Below are 20,673 nucleotides of genomic sequence, written 5' to 3'. Positions count from 1 at the left end.
ATTTCATTTTGAATTTAGCACAACATTTATTGTTTTGCAATAAATTTAGATTGTATTATGATTAATTTAGATTGTTTTGATTAATTTAAATCGTTTCACGTATCATTCCTTGATAATCCAACCGTCAACAGGCATTAGAACTTGTGTGATTGCAGTAAATATTTAATGAGCAAAAACACCGCATCATTAGACTAGACATCCTATCCACCCGCTTCCGGCACACCGACAAATTCTCTACGCCAAAAAGGGACGGAAATAGGCTTCCGTCCCTTCGACTCCTATAATATTCGACGATACAGCCCACCCCTTAAGGGAGCAGCTAATCGAACTTTTGCAGCGATTCAAATAAGCGTCTCAGGTTGTTGAGTAATCCGCTTTTCTCCTCCGGGGTCCAATCAGCTAATCCTTCACGCAGGTACCGTTCACGGGTAGCGCTGATCATAGCATTGATCTCCTCCCCGCTCTTCGTTAATTCAGACACACGAATGCGGGAATCCGAGCTGGATGGATAGGAATGCACAAGCCCGGCCGCCTCCAGCTTATCGATCTGCCGGCTGACGCTCGAGTAATTCTTACCCATCATGTCCGCCAGATCACCCACACTGGTCGGCTGGATATGCCCGATCCCAACAAAGACGCGAAAAGCCGCCTCTTCCAAATTAACCCCGGCGTCCTGGATCATTTTCTTGTCCCGATCCGGCCGGTTCATCATGCCAATGATATCAATCAGCGCTTTAAAAATCTCTTTCTCCACTAGTCATCACTTCACTTTCACAACAGGCCGCGGCGTAAGCGGGGCATTCCAGGCCTCTTCGATATCTTTCAGAGCGAACTCTTTGACAGCTATGGTGAGCCTTCCCTCCGCGGCCATTTCAAAAACACCTTTTACCGAGGTTAACAAATCGGCTTTGGAGACACTGTCACCACCGCTCCCCAAGAGTTCAATTGAGGACGAGCGTAGAATCGATGAAGGCAGCTCTATGTTCTCTTGGCCCGATGAGGTGCCAATGCTTACAAATCGGACTGCCCGAACCGGTTGGGTTCTGGCCACAGCTGACATGATCGCGAGCGCGCTGTCGCCCCATAGGTAATCCAGTACCACATCCACCCCTTCAGCCATGATAGGCAGCAGAGCCTGCTCAAATATCTTCACTCCATTATCCGCGGTCAGGTCAAATGCGATGGCTTCATCGGCTTCAAGTGCTTGCAGCTTCGATTCATTGCGCCCCGTGACAATAATCTTCTTGGCACCCAGGCTCTTGGCAATCTGAACCGCCAAACTGCCCGATGATCCGGTTGCACCGTTGATCAACACCGTCTGACCGGCTGTGAAGCCCGCCCGAAATGCCAAGGCAGCCCATGAAGACATACCCGGGTTGGCGATGGCGGCCGCCGTAAGATCATCAAGCCCCTCGGGTAAGCGGACAATGAGCTTCTCATGAACAAGAGTCTGCTCAGCCAAGCTGCCATAGGGTGCAGCCGACATAGCGAAGTAGACGCGGGACCCATCCTCCAGGGTTCCAACTCCATCCATCCCCGCTACAATAGGGAAATCGGCATCTGACGAGTAGTGCATCCCCATCGAACGGCCTTTACTAACCCGGCTCAACGCTGCCGCCGACACATGAACCACCACTTTCCCATCTACCCCGGCTGGAGTTTCGAATTGACCGATGACCGGAATAACGCCCTTTTCCTTCACAAGTGCTGCCTTCATGGATTGCGCCTTCTTTCGAATTAATTTATGTGCATCATGCACATAAATTAATATAGCACATGTTATGTGCAAATTGCACATTTCTTAGCTGTCTTGGACGCAGGAGTTGAGAAAACAAGCAGTCTTGCTGAAAAAACCGACGTTCATGTTAATGTCTTCAAAGCGGACCTATTAGATTATCGCCTGGATCAATATGCCCGCTCAAAACCTCATAACAGGCAAAATCAATCATATATCACAAATTTCCCTTCTTCATGCAGCTTATTGATCGATGTAATCATATGATTGATCTGTTCATCGGAGTGTCTCTCCCATGAACCTAGTTCAGCTACAATTTTGAGCGGGGATTTAGACCTGTATGAGCGTGTTGGATTGCCTGGAAACTTCTTGTCGGTAACATTCGGGTCATTTTCAAAGTCACCCAGTGGTTCTACAATATATATTCTTTCCTTCGAGCCGGACTTGGCTAATTCAGCGCCCCACTTAGCAGCCTCCAATGTTGCGGTAAAGTAGATGTGATTAGATTTCTTATCTTGGTAATTCGATAAGTATTGGGGTTCTAACAACTCTCCAATCTTCAGTTCTGCTTTTGTGCCATGAAAGAATGGGCCATGATCTACAACATCTTTTATGGAATTCATACCGCTACACCTCTTTCAATGTGATATACAACAATATAGGGTATGAAATCCAAAAATGGTAGTCTGTAAATGATTAGCTTATTCAGTTATAATTAAAGTAGAGATTCCCTCCATTTGGCGACTTCCGCTCATTCCCTCCCTTGTAATTGTAAGCATCCCATCCAGCATTTACTGTCCAAAATCCGTTTTCTGAGGATACAGCTTAGAGCAATCCAGGGTAATGATCTAAAAAGGCGTGTATTAGAATCTTCGATGAAGACCTTCGAACGCTTTGGGGTTGTTCCCGCAGATGAGGAGCTAACCTCGTAACGGATTCTGATATGGATAAAGGAGGCGTACGATGAGCGATTCCCTGCAGATTAACCAGACGAACATTTCTGTGATCAAAGGTGACATTACAACAATAACGGCTGATGTCATCGTCAATGCGGCGAACTCCAGCTTGCTGGGGGGCGGTGGTGTGGACGGCGCTATTCACCAGGCCGGGGGCCGAAGCATACTCGAAGAATGCCTGCGGATTAGAGAACGGCAGGGAGGCTGCGCAGTTGGGGAGGCGGTTATTACAACGGCCGGTAACCTGCCAGCGCGTCATGTCATACATACAGTAGGCCCTGTGTGGAATGGGGGTAACCAAGGCGAAGCCCGGTTACTTGCAAGCTGCTATCGAAGCTCCCTTAATCTAGCGTCCGAGTATAAGGCCAAGAGCATTGCTTTTCCTAACATTAGCACGGGAATCTACCGTTATCCCAAACCACTCGCGGCGGAAATCGCACTGGAAGCGGTCATAGATTATTTGAATTCGGTGAGTGCCCGGGCGCGAACATTGGAACAGATATACTTTGTCTGCTACGATGATGAGAATTTGGAGATATACCGTAACAAGCTTGCTCCGAGCGAGTAGCCCGTCGATTTAACAGCATTAATCCAGATATAAATTCAAGCGGCCTTAGTCCTTTATGGGGATCTAAGGCCGCTTAATTATTGCCAGTAACCGTCTGAACTGAGGGATAGTCTCTCATTATCACGACTGTTCGTCAACGTTGAATGAACTCCTTATAGACATAAAGTGCCATCCAACCTGCAAGCAGGACCCATACGATAATGAACAAGGCAGCTGTATACCAGTTCTTGGGCCTGCTCTGAACCTCCCGGGCTTTCGCCGTATTCTCTTCAATGACCTCTCGGGGTATCATTTTGAGGGCAAGCAGGATGCCCAGTGGAACAAGAATAATATCGTCAAGATAGCCCAGAACAGGAATGAAATCGGGAATCAGGTCGATCGGACTGAACGCATAAGCTACAACACACAGGGTGAACAGCTTGGCATACCATTTCACTCTGGGGTCCTTGTAAGATAGATACAGTACAATCAGATTAGACTTAAGCCGCTTTGCGGTTTGTTTTAGCTTTTGTAAAATGGCCGCGCCCTCCTCTCAAGCGTCATAGGATGACGCCATAATAACCCCTCCTCTTACAGTGGAAGGGTCTTATTTACGGTGAATCCACTTCACCACGTCTGACGCCGCAGATCGTAGAAATACTGCACAGCCGGATGCTTGAACCCAATCTTCCCGGACATGTTCATCAGCCGCTTTTTCCCAACTCTGCGGTCCATCAAAGCCAGTATGTTCATCAAGATATCTTGACTCTCCAGGCTATCCTCTACAGAAGTCGTTAAGAACTTATTCGCCGCAACGTTGAAATTCGATTTGCTCAAGGAAACCTGAGCTGACCATAGGGCTTTGGCATGCTCTGAGCCCTTTCGGCTTCTGGCCATGATGACTAAGCGATCCTCCGGCACCGGCCCCTTGGTATCTCTTCTTACCGCCTCAATATCTTCATTGGTGACAGGGATGCGGATATCCGGATCATTCTTGATCGCCAGCTCGCTCTGATACCACTTGATGGAGGTACTGTTATCACTCATATTGAGCACGTTCTTCTTATCGACCGAAATATAACAAATCCCTGACTTGTCAGGTAAATAACGGTACCCCGGTGCCCGGTATTCCACCCTTCCAGCCAACGTGGGACTGAGAAAGCCCTCCAGCTGCTGCTTTAATTTGCTCCAGGACATGTCCATCCCCTCCCATAGAAAAACAGAGGAAAGCTTGCTGGCTAAGGGATCATTCCCATTCCCATCCCCATACATCCAATCCTCAGTCTGTTATATATTATTCTCTTGTACACACGGACTCGGCCATCCTGACAGCTTAATTACCGTGTTCCTCCGCCTCATCAGGCTCCCTGTTAGCAAATTCATCAAGCAGCGCACGCACTTCACCTGTTGATTTGGCATTCATCAAGCTGTTTCTGAGTTCACTTGCGCCCCGGAAGCCGCGGACATATATCTTAAAGAATCGGGCCAGCGGGCGGAACGAACGTGGTTCCACCTCGGTGTACTGGTCATGGAGGTCCAGATGCAGCCGCAGCAGATCAAGCAGTTCTTCGCTGCCGTGTTCCCTCGGCTCTTTCTCGAAGGCGAATGGATTCTGGAAAATACCGCGCCCGATCATAATCCCATCCACCCCATATTGCTCAGCTAGTCTCTGGCCAGTCTGACGGTCCAGGATATCCCCGTTAATCGTCAGCAGGGTGTCTGGCGCTATCTCATCCCGAAGCTTTTTGATCTCTGGAATCAGCTCCCAGTGGGCAGCTACTTTGCTCATTTCTTCTCTTGTGCGCAGATGAATAGACAGATTCACAATGTCCTGCCGCAAAATATGGGTTAACCAGCCGCGCCATTCCTCCACATCAGTGAAGCCGAGCCTTGTCTTGACACTGACGGGCAGTCCCCCGGCTTTGGCCGCCTGGATAATATCCGCCGCGAGCTCCGGCCGGCAGATCAGGCCGCTGCCTTTTCCATTCTCCGCTACATTCGCTACAGGACAACCCATATTAATATCGATGCCCTTGAAGCCTTCCTTCGCCATCCCGATACTCATTAGCCGGAAGTATTCCGGCTTGTCTCCCCAAATATGCGCCACAATGGGCTGTTCATCCTCTGTGAACGTCAACCGCCCGCGCACGCTGTGGTTCCCCTCCGGGTGACAATAGCTTTCTGTATTCGCGAACTCTGTAAAAAACACATCCGGTCTGGCCGCCTCACTCACGACATGGCGAAACACCACATCCGTAACATCCTCCATGGGCGCCAGTATAAAAAAGGGGCGTGGCAGATCACGCCAAAAGTTAGTTGTCATGTCAAAAACCTCTCTAGTGCATATTAAATCAAATTATATCATAACCCTGGGGGAAGGATACTTGCACTCCATATAGTGAATCCAGGTTATTTAACTATTTTGTGTCTAAATACGATAATTTTCCTATTTTTTCGAGTAAAACCGACAGAAATCATTGCCAATTCCTCAGCACGATCTTATAATGTACACTTACCATGGTAATTTATAGCAAATATGTATCTTGCAAAATCCACAACACCAGCCTCTATTATGGGAATATTCCTCAGCAATAGGGCTAGAATCGACAGAGGAGCAATGAATAATGCGTTTGAACAAACTTAAAATCGGAACGAAATTCAATCTATTAGTAATCGGAATTGTTGTATTTTTATCTATTGTTATCAGTCTCACGGCGAAGTACCAAATCGAAAAAGCAATGCTGGACGTGTTCACAAGCCGGGTGAAGATTGTCTCCGCACTGGGGTACAGCTGGTTGAATACGACTTACCCGGGTGACTGGTCTGTGAAAGGTGGAGAATTATATAAAGGCAGTACCAAGATCAACAATAATAACGAAATCCCTGATCAAATAGGAAAGATTACAAATGGAGCGGTTACCATCTTCCTGGGGGATACGAGAATTGCGACCAATGTAATGAATAAGGGCCAGAGACAAATCGGAACAAAAGCAGACCCCCAAGTAACGGATACGGTATTGAAGACCGGGCAGACTTACCTCGGGAAAGCCAACGTGGTGGGGACAGAGCACTTAACCCTGTATAAGCCTATTAAAGACAGAGACGGAACCGTAATCGGAATGTGGCTGGTAGGACCAAAGCTTCAAGTTATTAATGAGACCGTGCTATCGCTAATGATCATGTTCGCTGTTACCCTCGTAATCGTAGCGGCTATTGCGGTTGTATTGAGCATCCTGTTCACCCGTTCCATGGTACGTCCGATTCTTACAATCAACAAACAATTGAATGAGATTGCGGAAGGAGAAGGAGATCTTACGAAAGAGCTTCAGGTCAAATCACAAGATGAGATTGGTGATTTAGCCACTTCATTTAATAAAATGCTTGGCAATCTCCGCAGGATGATTGGTCAGATTGGAACTATCTCGGAGCAGGTGGCCGCTTCTTCTGAAGAATTAACAGCAAGCGCCGCCCAGACCACCCAGGCAACGAATCAAATTACCACATCCATTCAGGAGGTTGCAGGCGGGGCGGATACTCAGGGTCAAGGAGCGATTGAAAGCTCAACAGCTATGAATGAGATGGCGGTCGGCATTCAGCATGTCGCAGAGACAACTTCTTCTGTGACTGAACTCGCGATGGCAACTAGTAGAGAAGCAAGCAGCGGGCATGAGTCTCTGCGGCAGGTGATTAACCAGATGAGCTCCATAGATGAAGCTGTCCACAACTCCGCTTCGGTAGTCAGAGATTTAAGAGAACACGCGGAGGAAATTGGCAAAATAACGGAGGTTATTACTTCCATCGCGAATCAAACGAATCTGTTAGCTCTTAACGCGGCCATCGAGTCTGCTCGTGCAGGCGAGCATGGGAAAGGCTTTGCGGTTGTAGCTAATGAGGTCAGAAAGCTTGCTGAGCAGTCCAGGGATTCGGCTAATCAAATCACGGGATTGATCAACAAAATTCAAAGGGACACCTCCCTTGCCGTGGACGTCATGGATAAGGGAACCCAGGAAGTGAAGCAAGGGGTAGACGTGGTTCACGTGGCGGAAATAGGATTTAACAAGATCCTTCAGCTTATAGAGCAGGTTGCGGATCAGATACAGGAAGCTTCCGCGGTCTCACAAGAGATGTCCGCCAGCGCGGAGCAGGTGAGCGCCTCCATCGACGAGATTGCCCATATTGCACAGAACTCCGCCACCAATATTCAGAACGTTGCTTCCGCTTCAGAGGAACAACTGGCTTCCATGGAAGAGATCTCCGCCGCGTCATCCGCTCTTTCCAAGATGGCAGAGGAGCTCCAGGCTCAGGTGGGTCAATTTAAAACAGAAAAGTAGTGGAACGTTGAAAAGGATGCATCCTGTACTGGGCAGGATGCATCCTTTTTTTGTTACCTTGGACGTATGATGCGACATTCGTGAATTTTGCGATTATGTATGTACCGGTGGATATCCTGCTTGAGTGGATTTCGGGGGTTGAACTGCGGAGACAGTCATTGCCAGCAACTTCTCATAACCAGTCAGTTAGTTGTTCATTAGAAAAAACACCGACAGCCAACCAACTTGGTCGGACGCCGGTGCTGAAGCTTTACAGCTTTGCAATTTGACTGCTTATTGCTTGTTGCTTAGTGCTAAAAGCTTATTGCTTATTGGTAAATATTTTAATTGCGTACTGCTTACTGCTTTTTGCTAATTGCTTCATTGATAACTACTTCGCTTGGTATCTCCTTACTACTAACTTCTAAATTACTTACTAATTACTGCTCCCCTGCTTAAACTCCGCCCCCGCTACAGCAGCGGACTCTCGTGCTTCGCCTTCAGAATCGACCAGCGCCGCTCTACTTCGCGCTCGAATTCGCTGAGCGTCTCCTGGTTCTCTTCCTTGAGCAAATGCTTTGATTTGCCCATATATTTCAGCCAGTCGCCGAGCGGCACCCGTTTGTTCTTTTCCTCCGGGTTGTACGTAATGTTCGTCTCCCCCTGCTCCACTTCATACAGCGGGAAAAAGCACGAGTTAACCGCCGCGCGGACGATATTCTCGCCTTCTTTGTCATCGGACTTCCAGTTCAGCGGGCATGCGATCAGCAGCTTGCCGTAGACGGTACCCACATTCTGGGCGTACCACTGCGCTTTGGCCGCCTTTTTCACAAGGTCCTGCGGGAAAGCTTCTGTCCCCGTAAATACATACGGAACATGCGCCGCCGCCATCATTTGCACAGTATCTTTGTGGTGGAAGGTCTTGCCCTGCTGCTGCTTGCCGACGCCAGACGTGCTTGTCATGTGGCCTAGAGGCGTGGAGTACGACAGCTGTGCACCCGTGTTCATATAGCCTTCATTGTCGTACTCCAGAATGATCAGCTTATGGCCCCGAAGTGCCGTCCCGATGGCTGAACCCATCCCGATGTCCATACCGCCGTCGCCGGTCACCATCACAAAAGTGAAGTCCTCGGGAACTTCAATCTCTCCCCGGCGTTTCCGTTCAAGGAACGCCTCTACTGTACCGGATAACGTAGCCGGCCCGTTCTGAAACAGATTATGAATGAAACTCTGCTTGTGCGAGTTATATGGATAACCTGTAGTGGTGATATACGCGCAGCCGGTATGGAACAGAGTTACGACATTGCCTTCAATCCCTTTGAAGAACAGCTCCAGTCCTGGGAAAATCCCGCAGCCCGGACAGGCTCCATGTCCGGAAGCAAAGCGTTTGGGCTTCGCGGCAAGCGCGCGCATCGGCGGCACTTTAACGGCCAGCTTGCCCGTTGCCTCCTCCACCTTGACGGTGATCAGGCCGGATGTGAAGCTGTCCCCGTTCATCGGCGCAATGACCGGCTGCAGCTTGTGCGCCTCATCGCCCGGCGTGTGCCCGTAATAATCGAACGGCACCTGGGCGTACCCAAGCTCAATCGCCTCCAGCGTCAGGGCAAAGAAAGCCTCCGCGTCATCCGCGTAATAATCTTTGCCGCCAAGCCCGAATATGCGGGAGAGGACAATCGGCTGCGGGCCGCGAATCTCCTGCAGGGCCGATTTGACCTCATGTGTCAAATTGGCACCGTTCGCGCCGTACGAATCGGCGCGTTCGCCGACCAGCAGCGCTTTGACTCCCGTCAGCGCCTCGCGGATCTCCCGCGCCGGGAACGGCCGGATTATATTCGGGCTGATTACGCCCGCCTTGATTCCTTGCGCCCGCAGACGATCCACCACATCCTTCGAGGATTCCGCCGCAGAATTGAGCAGGAACAAGGCCACTTCAGCATCTTCCATGCGGTACAGATCCAGCGGCGAGTAGGATCTTCCCGACAATGCTGCATATTCCTCCGCCACTTCCTTGAACACCTCGCCCGCCCGGTACATGGCCTCCGACTGCTGGAAGTGGTTGTTCATAAGGTCGTCGCCGTTCATATAAGCCCCAACGACAATCGGTTTGTTCTCGTCCAGCACGTGCGGGAATTCCGGCTGTTCCCCTACGAATTCCTGCACGGTCTCCCGGTCCGCAAAAATCTGCACCCGGCGTTTCTGGTGCGAGGTGAAGAAGCCGTCATAGGCTACGATGACCGGCAGGCGTACGTCCGCGTGCTCGGCGATGCGAAGCGCCATGATATTCATGTCGTACACGGCCTGCGGCGAACGGGCGGTCAGAATGACCCAGCCGGTATTCAGTCCGTAGTACAGATCCGAGTGGTCGCCGCGGATATCCAGCGGGCCGCTGACCGCACGCGTCACCAGGTTCATGACCATCGGGAAGCGGGTTCCCGCCTGCACGGGCAGCTGTTCGATCATATACAGGAAGCCGTTCGCGCTGGTAGCGTTGAATACCCGCGCGCCCGCTGCGGCCGCGCCGTAGCAGATCCCCGCCGAGCCATGTTCACCGTCGGCCGGAATCAGCTTGATGTCGTGTTCGCCGCGCGTACGCATCATGTCAAGGTATTGAGCGATCTCCGTAGATGGCGTAATCGGGAAATAACCCATGATGTGGTAGTTAATCTGGGCAGCCGCCATTGCGGCCATTTCGTTGCCTGATTCGAAGACTGCTGTCTGGGCTGCTGGCACCTTTTGCTCTGTTAAGTCTTTGGTCTGTAAGGTCATGATCTGACTCCCTCCATACTTAAATAGGGGAATACTTGCGGCACACGGTGCTGCTCCGCATACTGCGGCTCTTCCAGCATGGCAGCCAGCGCGGTCGTCGGGCAGGCCTCCACACACTTCAGGCAGCCTTTGCAGTACTGGTAATCGATGCCCTTCATGAACATTTGCAGGTTGCCGCGCTTATCCGGTCTCTGCTCCCATACGATGCAGAAGTCCGGGCATACCGTATCGCAGGCGGCACAGTTAATGCAGTCTTCCATCTTGTATTCCGGCAGATATCCCTGCCGGGACCCGCTAAGATCCTTCAGTACACTGTTGGCCGTAACCTTGAGAATTCCGCCGAGTTCCTGTGTCTCATATCCGAGAATCGGCTGCATTCTTGTGAAAGCAGCCGGGTTCACAAGCTCCGTGCCATCTCCCAAGGCAAGGAACTGAACTTCGTGATATCCTCTGTCAAAAGTCCGCAGGTTCGGTTCCACGAGATGAGGCAGCTTTTTCTCAAATGTCCTGCGGATCACCCGCCGCATGTCGTCCGGGTCAAGGAAGCTGCAGATCCGGAACAGCGCGCCCAGCATCGCCGTATTGACCTTCGTCTTCTCCTCGACGGAGATTCTCAGCGCATCAATCGCGGCCAGCGTGCCTCGCGTCATCTTCAGATCCGCGGCCACTGCGGCAAGATCACGCGCGGTATTCACAAGCACCGTTCCATTAGGCCGTAATCCGCTAATCACATCTACTGTCTTGTATAACGCTTCATGAAATACGCCGATCACATGCGGCTGCTCGATGGGGCTGTGATCGCGGATCTCCACCTGGGGATCGCAGAATCTCACGAAGCTTTTGACCGGCGACCCTTTTTTCTCCGAACCGTAACTTGAGAAGTTGGAGCCGTTAAGCCCAGCGCCGGTTACCCCGGCTTCGGCCAGCATTTTACCAGCCAGGTTGGCCCCAAGTCCACCAATGGATTCGAGACGAATCTCGTAGAATCCCAGTTCATTTGTGTGAGGCAAAATAGACACGCTCTCTCCCCATTTCATCTTGTTCTATATGGATTGGGCTGCAGGAAGGACGTGTGAACCAAGGTTATCATTTGCCCGGCACAGGCGTTGATCACACGTTCTCCGTTCATCCATAGGGTAATAACTCCAGTGTAAAAGAAGAGGCCGGCAAGATTAGTGATTTCTGTCACAAATTGAAATGCAGTGATTCCAATCACCAATCCGGCTAGAGCGGCAGGGTATACTTCAATCTGACAGTTCCATTGCAAGGTGGACTTAGGTTGATCTGAACCAATTACTAACCTGAAACTGGGAGGAATAATAATGAATAACAACGCGGGGGACATGACCGTGAACCATCAGCCATCCATGTTCTGCTTCCAATGCCAGGAGGCATCCAAGGGTACTGGCTGCACCATTGTCGGGGTGTGCGGCAAGCCGCACGACGTGGCGAACCTGCAGGATTTGCTCATTTACCTGTTGAAAGGGATCGCTTTCCTTAGTCTGGATGTCCGGCTGCCCGAAGAGCTTGAACAGCGCGTATCGCTGTTCACCATGGACTCCTTGTTCGCAACCATTACGAATGCCAACTTTGACCGCGGGGTGTTTGTGAGCAAGATTCGGGAGGCCATGGCGCTCCGCGGAGAGGTGCGCACCTGTTATGACGAGCAATATCCCGAAGGAATAGCCAATCTTCCTGATGCCGCAGTCTGGGAAGCGGATGATGAAGCCGATTTTGACGTAAAAGCACGTACCGTGGGCGTCCTCTCCACCCGTAACGAAGACGTCCGCTCGCTCCGCGAATTGATCATTTACGGCCTCAAGGGGATGGCCGCTTATACGTACCATGCGCTGCACCTGGAGAAGGACGATGGCGAGTTGAACCGGTTCATGCGCCGTGCGCTTGCCGCTACGCTGGACGACAGTCTTGAAGTGCAGGATCTGATCGCTTTGACGATGGAGACCGGCAAGTACGGCGTAGACGCCATGGCGATGCTCGACAACGCGAACACTTCCGCTTACGGAAATCCGGAAATTACGAAGGTGAATATCGGGGTTGGAAATCGTCCGGGCATTCTCATCAGCGGCCACGATCTGAAGGATATGGAGGAGCTGCTGAAGCAGACGGAAGGAACCGGCGTGGACGTGTATACACACAGCGAGATGCTGCCTGCCCACTACTATCCGGCATTTAAGAAATATAAGCACTTTGTAGGCAATTACGGCAACGCCTGGTGGAAGCAGAATAGTGAATTCGAAGCCTTTAACGGACCGATTCTGATGACCACCAACTGTATCGTACCGCCGAAGGACAGCTATAAGGACCGCATTTATACGACAGGTAACACGGGCTTCCCGGGCGTCCGCCATATCCCTGAGGGAGAGAACGGCGCTACCAAGGACTTCTCCGCACTGATCGAGCAGGCACTAGGGTGCCCAGCTCCTACGGAGCTTGAGACCGGCGAGATCATCGGCGGCTTCGCCCATGCCGCTGTGATGAACGTAGCCGATCAAGTCGTCGATGCCGTGAAATCCGGTGCCATCCGCCGCTTCTTCGTCATGGCCGGCTGTGATGGGCGGATGAAATCCCGCAATTATTACACCGATTTTGCCGCCCAGCTTCCACAAGACACCGTCATTATGACCGCAGGCTGTGCCAAATACAAATACAACAAGCTGGACCTCGGCGACATCGGCGGAATCCCCCGCGTTCTGGACGCCGGACAGTGCAACGATTCCTACTCCCTGGTCGTCATTGCCATGAAGCTGAAGGAAGTATTCGGCCTCGCGGACATCAACGAACTGCCAATCTCCTACAACATTGCCTGGTACGAGCAAAAGGCCGTGATCGTGCTGCTCGCCCTGCTCTATCTCGGCGTCAAGAATATTCATCTAGGCCCTACGCTTCCTGCATTCTTGTCGCCTAACGTGGCGAAAGTTCTCGTTGAGAACTTCGGAATCGGCGGTATTACCAATGTGGAGGATGATATGAAGATGTTCTTGGGGGCTTGATGAGGGAAGGGGTGCCCCGGGGTTGGGGCATTCCTTTTTTTTTAGATTGCTTGAACCTATCCTGAACTCTGCTTAACCTTAAGGGACTTCAGAGGTATACCCTGTTACTAAAGAAAATTCATGTTTAGGTAGAAGCCATTTCGAAAAGTGTACTCTTAGCCGACAGAGCCGCCATCGCTAACCCGTTTGACCTACGCTAATCACAATCACTTTATTCATCATGATTAATTTATCCACCCATAGCCTGCTGCAACAAAGACAAGAGAACCGATTAGAGCTAACCAGAATGGCGATTTGGGTAGCGCTAAGATTCCGATAAGCGAAATAATAAGCATATAAAAACCAATTATCAAAAATAACTCCCTATTCGCTGTACTCGTCAAATAAAATGAGATATGTCCAGACATCATAAGCAATGGTCCAAATATAGTGAACCAAAATGCCGATCGCCGTGATTCGTTGGACTTAAATTTATTAACAAACCCTTCCCTAAATACTTCTAAGAAAGGCACTCGAAACCAGACTAATCCGTAGAGAGTATGACCGACCCCTAGGGCCAACAATATCCACGCTGCTGCCACCATACTAACACTCCTTTTACCTATATGTTTTTTTAAATTTTTTACGATTTATCATTTTCCTATGTTGAAATGTCACTCCTCTACATTATTACGATTTCGTAGTATCTAGTCAAGAAGTACTTTGGAACTGTCATCAGTAAATAAAGTTTGCCCAGTGGCACGAGGAAAAGGAGGGACGCGGGGTTTCAGGTGAAGTGAATAATGGATGAATGGATCTAAATAAAGCCTGATATAATAGGATTTTGAATGGTTTATAATCGCTCCCCTTCTAATTCCTCTCCCCTTAAATAAGAAAAAGCCAAGGAGAACCAGGAGTGGATACCTGATTATCGCTCGGCTCTTAGGCTAACTATTTAGGCTTTAGGCAGACTGTTTAAGCTTTGGGGTGAACTTTGAGTGCTATTCACAACCAATCCTCATCAACAACGCCACTGACTCCACATGTGTTGAGTTGACAGTACATACAGGAGTAGCATTAGTTCTATTATTTGTATAGTACAATTCTTGCGGTATGGATAAAGTTTCTAATTTCTTCTATAGTTTCTCGAGAGATTTGCGATAAATTTCGCAAGTGTTTATCATATCTATCCATACCCTCTTTATCTACCCATTGATAATCAATATTTAATTCTGGATATAAGTATTTTCTGTCATTCTTTGGGAAGAAATTTGTTGCTAAATGGTCTGTGTATTTATCCAGTTTCTTTAAGAGCGCACTAAATAGCTCTTGTAACTCTTCATTAAAAAACCTTTTAGTAGGCTGAGAATAACTATAAATAAATTCATATATCTTGTTTGTACTTTCAAGCTTGTATGAACAATAAGTTGCTATGTATTCTATTGTGTCAATAAAATTCTCTTTCTCAAGGGTATCAATAACTCCGTTCAACAAAGTTTCATCCATTTCAAATAGCTTAGTGTTTTGGGGACTATTTATCACTTCGTTGTTTTGCTCATACTCTGTACCTCTTATCCACCCTCTAAAATTGTATTCAGTCTTGTCTTTTCTAATAAAATCTTGTAATGAATAAGAAACTTCGGTGGCTATTTCGCTAATATTATCAACAAATCTTACTAAGTTTGATAATACCAACTTTTTAAAACCATCATATTTTTCAACATGTGGCTCCTTGACCTCACGCTCAAATACTTCAAGGTTTATGTTTGCACTTTTCTTGTTAGCTAAGTATTGGTCGTTCAACACAATAGCAAAAACAGGTATCTCATGTTTTAATGCAAATTCGTATTCTAATTGAGTGTAGCTTTTACCACTTTCAGGCTCAATTGAACCATACTTTCCTCCTAGTATTAAAAAAAGGATGTCAGACTCTTTTATCCATTCCTCAATAATCTGCCATTGACTTTTACTAGCAGCAGTAAATAGTTCCATTCCTGCAGGGATATGTCCTGCTCTTAAAATTCCTTCAACTGCCTTTTGTCTTTCATCCTTCAAATCTAAATACGTTGAGGATACAAAAACTTGTAATTTTTTCAATACTATGTCCCCCTTTATTAAAGAAATCTTATTTTCTATATTATGCCAGAAAAGTACGTGCGAGAGAATTATATAAACTACTAATAATTGGCTTCAGAAAAAAGCTTCCACTTTATTTGGAACACCCTTCATAGCTAAACCAATTATCATTATGTAAAGAAAGTTCCCCCAACAATCCTTAAGGTTGCGGAGATAATAGATGTATATTCTTATTATCTCTCAATCACTTATTTGTTTTCACACTAATATCCTTGTTTTTTCTGTTCTTAACTTCCTCCATTTTTGAATAAAAACTTTTATCTAAATCTATTTCAAAAAAATTAGAGATTTTAACAATATAAGCTAAGCAGTCTGCAAACTCTTTACCCAGATCCTCTTTTATACTTTCCTTTGCTAATCTAAACGAGGTCTCTTCATCAATTCCGTTACGAATACATTCATTTGTTTTATTAAATGCCTTCCGTAGTTCTTCCGCCACTTCAGCAACTTCAGTAGTTAGTAACATATAATTATTTAAAAGCGAAGCTCTACTTTTTTCATAATTATCAGCATTAATATTCCATCCCATCTCTTGCTGATACTGTTTTGCAAATGCTTGTATTTCTTTCATTATTTTTACCCCCTTAATTATCAAATCTAAATATGTTATAAGTTTGCTCGTACACAAAATAAATAGGATATTACAAATAAATTTCCTAGAAAGCTACTCACTAATTGATACCAAAAAAGAACATAAATGACGACAATATCTATCTATTGCTTCATAAAAAATATACTTAACAGACCAATAGCCTGTTTGATTATTAAACCATTCAATATGATTTGGTGTTAAATCTTTCTTTTTTGGTCTCCAAATTGAATATTCTTCCCAGGTAAACTCTTCAAAGAACAAACTATTATCCTCTGTATCGGCGATTTCTGTCCCTTCAATATAATACATCATTCCATCTTGCAGTCCGTAATCTAATGTTTTGAAATGAACATCATAATTTCTTATATTTCTAAGTACCTTTAAGAGGGGGTCTTCAACGATATATTTATTTTCTTTTGAAACTGACCATTTATTAGAAACCTCTAGTTCTATAAAATATCTTGTTCTAGCATGTCCTTAATAGAACCAATAAAGTGAATTGCAGCAGTTGCATATGTTTCAGCAAGTTCGACTTGTTCTGTTGTATCAATCAAATTAATCATATTGAGGGCTTGATTTAATATTCTCTTTTTTGTTCTAGGCATATCTAATAATACCTTGTTCCAATAATCAGTACTGATATTAATCACTTCAATATCTTCCCACACTTGCATTCACTCCCCATAGCCTTAATATCAGTTTATCTCAATACCCCCTACCCAGTGCCTAACAAATCCCTTTTGCACCATTTTATTTAGCGTAACTCATCTTTAGCCCCTGAAAAATTTCTACAAAATACATTGTACGCCATCTTTACTCTTCTTTCTCAGCTCTTCTAAAATAAATGCCCTTTTATTACCAACTTCAACTTCCACTAAATAAAGCATATGTCTAGTTACGAAAAGGATAAATTAAAATAAAATACCTTTATTTTTCAAGGAAAATGGTTACGTTCATCCTCTCAACCAATCTAGAAATATTTTTCTACTGACGTACAAATTATAAATTATAAATTATATCTGTTTTTAGTACATTTCCTTATTTGCTCTTAAAACCTTTTATTTTTATACAATCTTTCTCTTCTTTTGTTATTTTATTATTCCCTCTCCTTATAATGTACACGAAGCAAATCAAAAGGAAGGTGGAACATATGGAACTTTTGACTATCTCAGAAGTAGCTAAAATCCTTAAGCTATCAGAAAACAGGACTTACATTCTTGCTAAACAAGGGGCATTCCCAGTTCTAAGGTAGGTGGTTCGATAAGGATTGTTCGAGACGAATTAGAAAAATGGTTGAAAGGCGGCGTTAATAATGATACTCAATGAATTAGGAAAACTTCACTCAGTCGAAGAAATTTCAGCACTTCTAAGTGTAGAAGAACAGACTGTTTACAAGTGGGTTAGAGAAGGAAAGCTGAAAGCATTGAAACTAGCTGGTACAACACTTAGAGTCCCTGACACTGAACTAGAAAAATTCATTTTACAGGCACTCTATTACAATTCTAAGGGGGTAAAGTCTCTATGAAAACTGTAACTCTAGAGCAAACTGCTATTATACTAAACCGCTTAAATATTTGCTTTTCTGAAGCTGCGGTTAAAGGAATGGTACAAAGGCAATTGCTGAAAACGGCACCCAAACCATACAATAACATTCGTGACTCAAAGTACAATTATGCTGTTGATTTTGAGTCTCTGATGACGATGTTAATGAACAAGGGATTTACTGATTTGGACATCATTCGTATTCTTCCATTAGAAATCGAGATGTAACTAAAACCCCGACAATAATGCTAAAAATTATATATCTGTTGTAAACGTGGTAGCAGGAGAACACGTAAAAAACTGTCTCCATTTTAACGAAATGGATGTAAGTGCCGTTAGAGGGTGAGACATCTTACTATTTTCGTTAAATAGTTCCCAGATCCAAACCGTCGCAGTAGCTTATAGCTAGGTGGCATGACAAAACTGTACTTTAGTACATACGTGGTAAAGCTGCACCTGGGCACGTTGATGTCATGTAGGGAACCTCATATCAGTGTTCCTCCGCTCCCCTTTAGATAGGGGGGTGGAGAGTTTCCTAAATCAGTATTTTTAATAACTTTCGTATAAGAATAAAAGAATAGCACCGAGCGAAGCGAAGGTGCAGGAGCGAAGCGAGGAACGAGCGGAGCGGATGATACATTTAAACATAATATACCATTGCCACTACTCCATTGAATACTATAGTATGTAGACATTACCTCTCAAAGATATAAAAGTAAAGGTAAAAAGTAAAATTGGTGAGACTCTATGATATCAAATGCTATTTTAAAAGTGTTAGGGGAAACAATTCGACAAAGACGAAGCGATTTAAATATATCCCAAGAAAAATTCGCTGAAATGTGTAATGTTCATCGCACCTATATAAGCCAAATTGAAAGAGGTTTAAAAAGTGTTTCAGTAAAAATTCTCTTTTCTTTAGCGGAGAATTTAAACACTACTCCAAGTGAGTTAATAAAGGAAATTGAGAAAAAGTTAAACGAAAAGGAGTAAGCTTTTTTAATGCTTACTCCCTTTTGTTTATACGTGGTTAGTTTGAGTAATAAGAATACCCCTAAATTGAAGTGCAATTTTTTTAACAAGTAATGGTGGTACTGCATTTCCAACTTGTCTAGATTGTTCATTATAAGAACCAACAAATTTAAAACCATCATCAAAAGATTGTATTCTTGCCGCTTCCCTTATAGTTATCACTCTTTCATCAATAGGATGTGAAAATCTACCTGAACCAGGATGAAAAACCCAACAAGTTATAGTTGGAGCAGGTTTATCCCTCCACAATCTACCATAGGCTCCACTGTATCCCGATTTTGGTCTTAGTTCATCAGGTAAATCTTTAATACCTTGTCCTTCACTTATTGATGAAATCCTCTGAAATTGTATATCAGATAACTTCCTTGCTTTATGATTATATAAATACCCATAGCTCTCTTGCCTCATTAAATGTTGATAGTACGTTAAGGGCTCGGAAGGATACTCCATAACATCTTCTCCCTCTCCATGGTTTAATGAGGGTAAATCAGAAATGGCCTCCCATACATTTACGTATGGCGAAACATCGTAATTAAATAAATCTACATTATTTACATCAGATGAATGGGTTGGATCTGGAAATAATGAGTCATCACTTATTCTACTCGCCAAAAAGAACGCTCTTCTTCTCATTTGTGGAACACCGTAATCAGCAGCCAATAATTTATTCCATTCTGCATGATAACCTAACCGTTGTAATTCCCCAATAATAATCTCTGTGTATCCGTTCTGATATGCCTTTGCAAGTTCTGCTACATTTTCCATTAACACCATCTTAGGTCTTATCGCTTCAACAAATCTTAAAAAATGAGTAACTAATAAATTTCTTTCATCATCGAAAAATCTATTCCTTGCAGGTACATTTTTGGAAAATCCTTGACATGGTGGGCCGCCTACTAAACATTCTAGTTCACCTTGTCTAATATTCAACCTCTCCATCACATCAAATGGGTCTAATTGAGAAATATCCCCATTAAAAATCTCTGCTTCTGGGAAATTTTCTTTAAATGTTTCTAACGCAGGAGTATTATTATCAATCCCCATTATTATGTCAAAACCTGCTCTCTTAAATCCTAATGATATGCCTCCACAACCACTAAATAAATCTATAACTCTCATAAGAAACCTCCAAACGAACACTATAGTGTTCATTATAAACTCTTTTTTTGTGTTACTCAACAATAGAATACTATAGTCTGTAGACTAAACCACTCCAAAAGGATATTTTTCCCATAGTGGAGGGATGAATTTGAAAATAGTTCAACAACTAAATAGTAGCCAAACTGCAAAGCTGAAGCAAGAGTTGGTAAAAATCTTGTCATTAAACCTGGATATTACAGGGGAGTTAGTTGAAATATCCCTAGTAGCGGTTTATCCAGAAGCCAAGAGGTTAACTCTTAATACCAAAGATAAAAGATGGATTGATGTTATCTTGCCTTCAAAGGGTATTGAAGTAAAGACTTTTCAAGTAGCCAAAAGTCTAAGAACTATTACAGTAGGAACACAGGTCAGTAATGTGCTAAAAAGGGTTTCACAAGTTAATCATTTAAATGAACACGGTGAACGTCGTGCCGCTACCGAAATCGGTAAAGATTTAATCCACTACCTACATTCAACCATAAAAGAACACGCTACACAAAAAGGTGTGACTGGTGACCTTACAATGGGGATTTTGTTTAGAACAGTAGATAAATCTCACTTCGCTTACTGGGAGCAAGAACTATCTTTTGGTGATTATACTGATTATGAATGGTCTTGGAACATCACTGAAAGCGGTGGTAAGCAAACTTATACTGTAGTAGGCAAGAAAGATGGTGAGTTTGTATTTAGATGGTATTGTGATAATCAAAAACAACTCTTTTATTCTTATATAGTACCAGCAGACGCTGTTTTCTTTGAAATACAACAGAATGAAGCTCAAAAAAAAGCATTCATTATAACAGAAGAAGAATTACAAATAAAAATAGCAGAAGCTTTTGAAAGAGGAAAGTATTCTCGTGATAAGTGACGTGCCTAAAGAGCGGCTATATGCATGCTCTTTTTTTGTTCGCAACTCTTTCTATATATAGA

Annotated in this window: 21 protein-coding genes; 7 read left to right on the top strand and 14 right to left on the bottom strand. The window is 45.2% G+C overall.

Features of this window, described 5'->3' with window-relative positions:
* Positions 1-319 precede the first annotated feature (319 nt).
* The 3 genes from LDO05_RS03570 to arr all read right to left on the bottom strand — a co-directional run bounded on the left by LDO05_RS03570 (position 320) and on the right by arr (position 2,358).
* Complete coding sequence (locus LDO05_RS03570) at positions 320-754, bottom strand: MarR family winged helix-turn-helix transcriptional regulator (RefSeq protein ID WP_251377543.1); 435 nt, start codon at positions 752-754, stop codon at positions 320-322.
* Between the two features lie 6 nt (positions 755-760).
* Positions 761-1,717: a quinone oxidoreductase family protein gene (locus tag LDO05_RS03565; RefSeq protein ID WP_251377542.1), complete on the bottom strand. Its 957-nt coding sequence runs from the start codon at positions 1,715-1,717 to the stop codon at positions 761-763.
* 224 nt (positions 1,718-1,941) lie between these two features.
* The gene (gene arr, locus LDO05_RS03555) at positions 1,942-2,358 is read right to left on the bottom strand and encodes an NAD(+)--rifampin ADP-ribosyltransferase (RefSeq protein WP_251377541.1); all 417 of its coding nucleotides are present in this window, start codon (positions 2,356-2,358) and stop codon (positions 1,942-1,944) included.
* 340 nt (positions 2,359-2,698) lie between these two features.
* On the opposite strand from arr, the gene LDO05_RS03550 reads away from it, so the two are divergent.
* Complete coding sequence (locus tag LDO05_RS03550) at positions 2,699-3,259, top strand: O-acetyl-ADP-ribose deacetylase (protein ID WP_251377540.1); 561 nt, start codon at positions 2,699-2,701, stop codon at positions 3,257-3,259.
* A gap of 133 nt (positions 3,260-3,392) precedes the next feature.
* Here the strand turns inward: LDO05_RS03550 and LDO05_RS03545 are convergent, their stop codons facing one another.
* The 3 genes from LDO05_RS03545 to LDO05_RS03535 form a co-directional block, all read right to left on the bottom strand.
* Positions 3,393-3,776 carry a YkvA family protein gene (locus LDO05_RS03545; protein ID WP_251378595.1) on the bottom strand — a complete coding sequence of 128 codons (384 nt, stop codon included), beginning with the start codon at positions 3,774-3,776 and terminating at the stop codon, positions 3,393-3,395.
* Positions 3,777-3,865: 89 nt separating this feature from the next.
* Positions 3,866-4,435 carry an SF0329 family protein gene (locus LDO05_RS03540; RefSeq protein ID WP_251377539.1) on the bottom strand — a complete coding sequence of 190 codons (570 nt, stop codon included), beginning with the start codon at positions 4,433-4,435 and terminating at the stop codon, positions 3,866-3,868.
* Between the two features lie 136 nt (positions 4,436-4,571).
* Positions 4,572-5,561 (bottom strand): tRNA dihydrouridine synthase, encoded by a 990-nt coding sequence (locus LDO05_RS03535; protein ID WP_251377538.1) that lies wholly within the window; start codon positions 5,559-5,561, stop codon positions 4,572-4,574.
* Positions 5,562-5,862: 301 nt separating this feature from the next.
* Between LDO05_RS03535 and LDO05_RS03530 the strand changes: the two genes are divergently transcribed.
* Positions 5,863-7,569: a methyl-accepting chemotaxis protein gene (locus LDO05_RS03530; RefSeq protein ID WP_251377537.1), complete on the top strand. Its 1,707-nt coding sequence runs from the start codon at positions 5,863-5,865 to the stop codon at positions 7,567-7,569.
* A 450-nt stretch (positions 7,570-8,019) separates the two neighbouring features.
* Here LDO05_RS03530 and LDO05_RS03525 read toward each other — a convergent pair whose 3' ends face one another.
* The gene (locus LDO05_RS03525; protein WP_251377536.1) at positions 8,020-10,314 is read right to left on the bottom strand and encodes a thiamine pyrophosphate-dependent enzyme; all 2,295 of its coding nucleotides are present in this window, start codon (positions 10,312-10,314) and stop codon (positions 8,020-8,022) included.
* Positions 10,311-11,333: a 2-oxoacid:acceptor oxidoreductase family protein gene (locus tag LDO05_RS03520; RefSeq protein WP_251377535.1), complete on the bottom strand. Its 1,023-nt coding sequence runs from the start codon at positions 11,331-11,333 to the stop codon at positions 10,311-10,313. The genes LDO05_RS03525 and LDO05_RS03520 overlap by 4 nt, the downstream gene beginning before the upstream one ends.
* 303 nt (positions 11,334-11,636) lie before the next feature.
* On the opposite strand from LDO05_RS03520, the gene hcp reads away from it, so the two are divergent.
* Positions 11,637-13,325: a hydroxylamine reductase gene (gene hcp, locus LDO05_RS03515; RefSeq protein ID WP_251377534.1), complete on the top strand. Its 1,689-nt coding sequence runs from the start codon at positions 11,637-11,639 to the stop codon at positions 13,323-13,325.
* A 224-nt stretch (positions 13,326-13,549) separates the two neighbouring features.
* On the opposite strand, the gene LDO05_RS18945 is transcribed toward hcp, so the two are convergent.
* From LDO05_RS18945 to LDO05_RS03495, 5 genes are all read right to left on the bottom strand, one after another.
* Positions 13,550-13,909 carry a DUF6463 family protein gene (locus LDO05_RS18945; protein WP_481857016.1) on the bottom strand — a complete coding sequence of 120 codons (360 nt, stop codon included), beginning with the start codon at positions 13,907-13,909 and terminating at the stop codon, positions 13,550-13,552.
* 481 nt (positions 13,910-14,390) lie between these two features.
* Positions 14,391-15,401, bottom strand: a complete 1,011-nt coding sequence (locus LDO05_RS03510) for a DUF4062 domain-containing protein (RefSeq protein WP_251377533.1) — start codon at positions 15,399-15,401, stop codon at positions 14,391-14,393.
* A 223-nt stretch (positions 15,402-15,624) separates the two neighbouring features.
* Positions 15,625-16,011, bottom strand: a complete 387-nt coding sequence (locus LDO05_RS03505; RefSeq protein ID WP_251377532.1) for a MazG nucleotide pyrophosphohydrolase domain-containing protein — start codon at positions 16,009-16,011, stop codon at positions 15,625-15,627.
* 93 nt (positions 16,012-16,104) lie between these two features.
* Positions 16,105-16,344: a hypothetical protein gene (locus tag LDO05_RS03500; RefSeq protein WP_251377531.1), complete on the bottom strand. Its 240-nt coding sequence runs from the start codon at positions 16,342-16,344 to the stop codon at positions 16,105-16,107.
* A gap of 137 nt (positions 16,345-16,481) precedes the next feature.
* The gene (locus LDO05_RS03495; RefSeq protein ID WP_251377530.1) at positions 16,482-16,700 is read right to left on the bottom strand and encodes a hypothetical protein; all 219 of its coding nucleotides are present in this window, start codon (positions 16,698-16,700) and stop codon (positions 16,482-16,484) included.
* Positions 16,701-17,344: 644 nt separating this feature from the next.
* On the opposite strand from LDO05_RS03495, the gene LDO05_RS03490 reads away from it, so the two are divergent.
* The 3 genes from LDO05_RS03490 (at position 17,345) to LDO05_RS03480 (ending at position 18,564) form a co-directional block, all read left to right on the top strand.
* Positions 17,345-17,557 (top strand): helix-turn-helix domain-containing protein, encoded by a 213-nt coding sequence (locus LDO05_RS03490; RefSeq protein ID WP_251377529.1) that lies wholly within the window; start codon positions 17,345-17,347, stop codon positions 17,555-17,557.
* Positions 17,554-17,802: a hypothetical protein gene (locus LDO05_RS03485; RefSeq protein WP_251377528.1), complete on the top strand. Its 249-nt coding sequence runs from the start codon at positions 17,554-17,556 to the stop codon at positions 17,800-17,802. The genes LDO05_RS03490 and LDO05_RS03485 overlap by 4 nt, the downstream gene beginning before the upstream one ends.
* Before the next feature lie 519 nt (positions 17,803-18,321).
* Entirely contained in the window at positions 18,322-18,564 is a 243-nt protein-coding gene (locus LDO05_RS03480) for a helix-turn-helix domain-containing protein (RefSeq protein WP_251377527.1), read from the top strand.
* 27 nt (positions 18,565-18,591) lie between these two features.
* Here LDO05_RS03480 and LDO05_RS03475 read toward each other — a convergent pair whose 3' ends face one another.
* Positions 18,592-19,722, bottom strand: a complete 1,131-nt coding sequence (locus tag LDO05_RS03475; protein WP_251377526.1) for a DNA cytosine methyltransferase — start codon at positions 19,720-19,722, stop codon at positions 18,592-18,594.
* A gap of 130 nt (positions 19,723-19,852) precedes the next feature.
* Here LDO05_RS03475 and LDO05_RS03470 point away from each other — a divergent pair, with 130 nt between their 5' ends.
* Positions 19,853-20,611: a hypothetical protein gene (locus tag LDO05_RS03470; protein WP_251377525.1), complete on the top strand. Its 759-nt coding sequence runs from the start codon at positions 19,853-19,855 to the stop codon at positions 20,609-20,611.
* Positions 20,612-20,673 lie beyond the last annotated feature (62 nt).

The organism is Paenibacillus sp. YPG26 (assembly GCF_023704175.1).
Lineage (GTDB): Bacteria > Bacillota > Bacilli > Paenibacillales > Paenibacillaceae > Fontibacillus.
The sequence above is the reverse complement of the archived record's forward strand: the minus strand, read 5'-3'. Positions and strand labels throughout refer to the sequence as shown.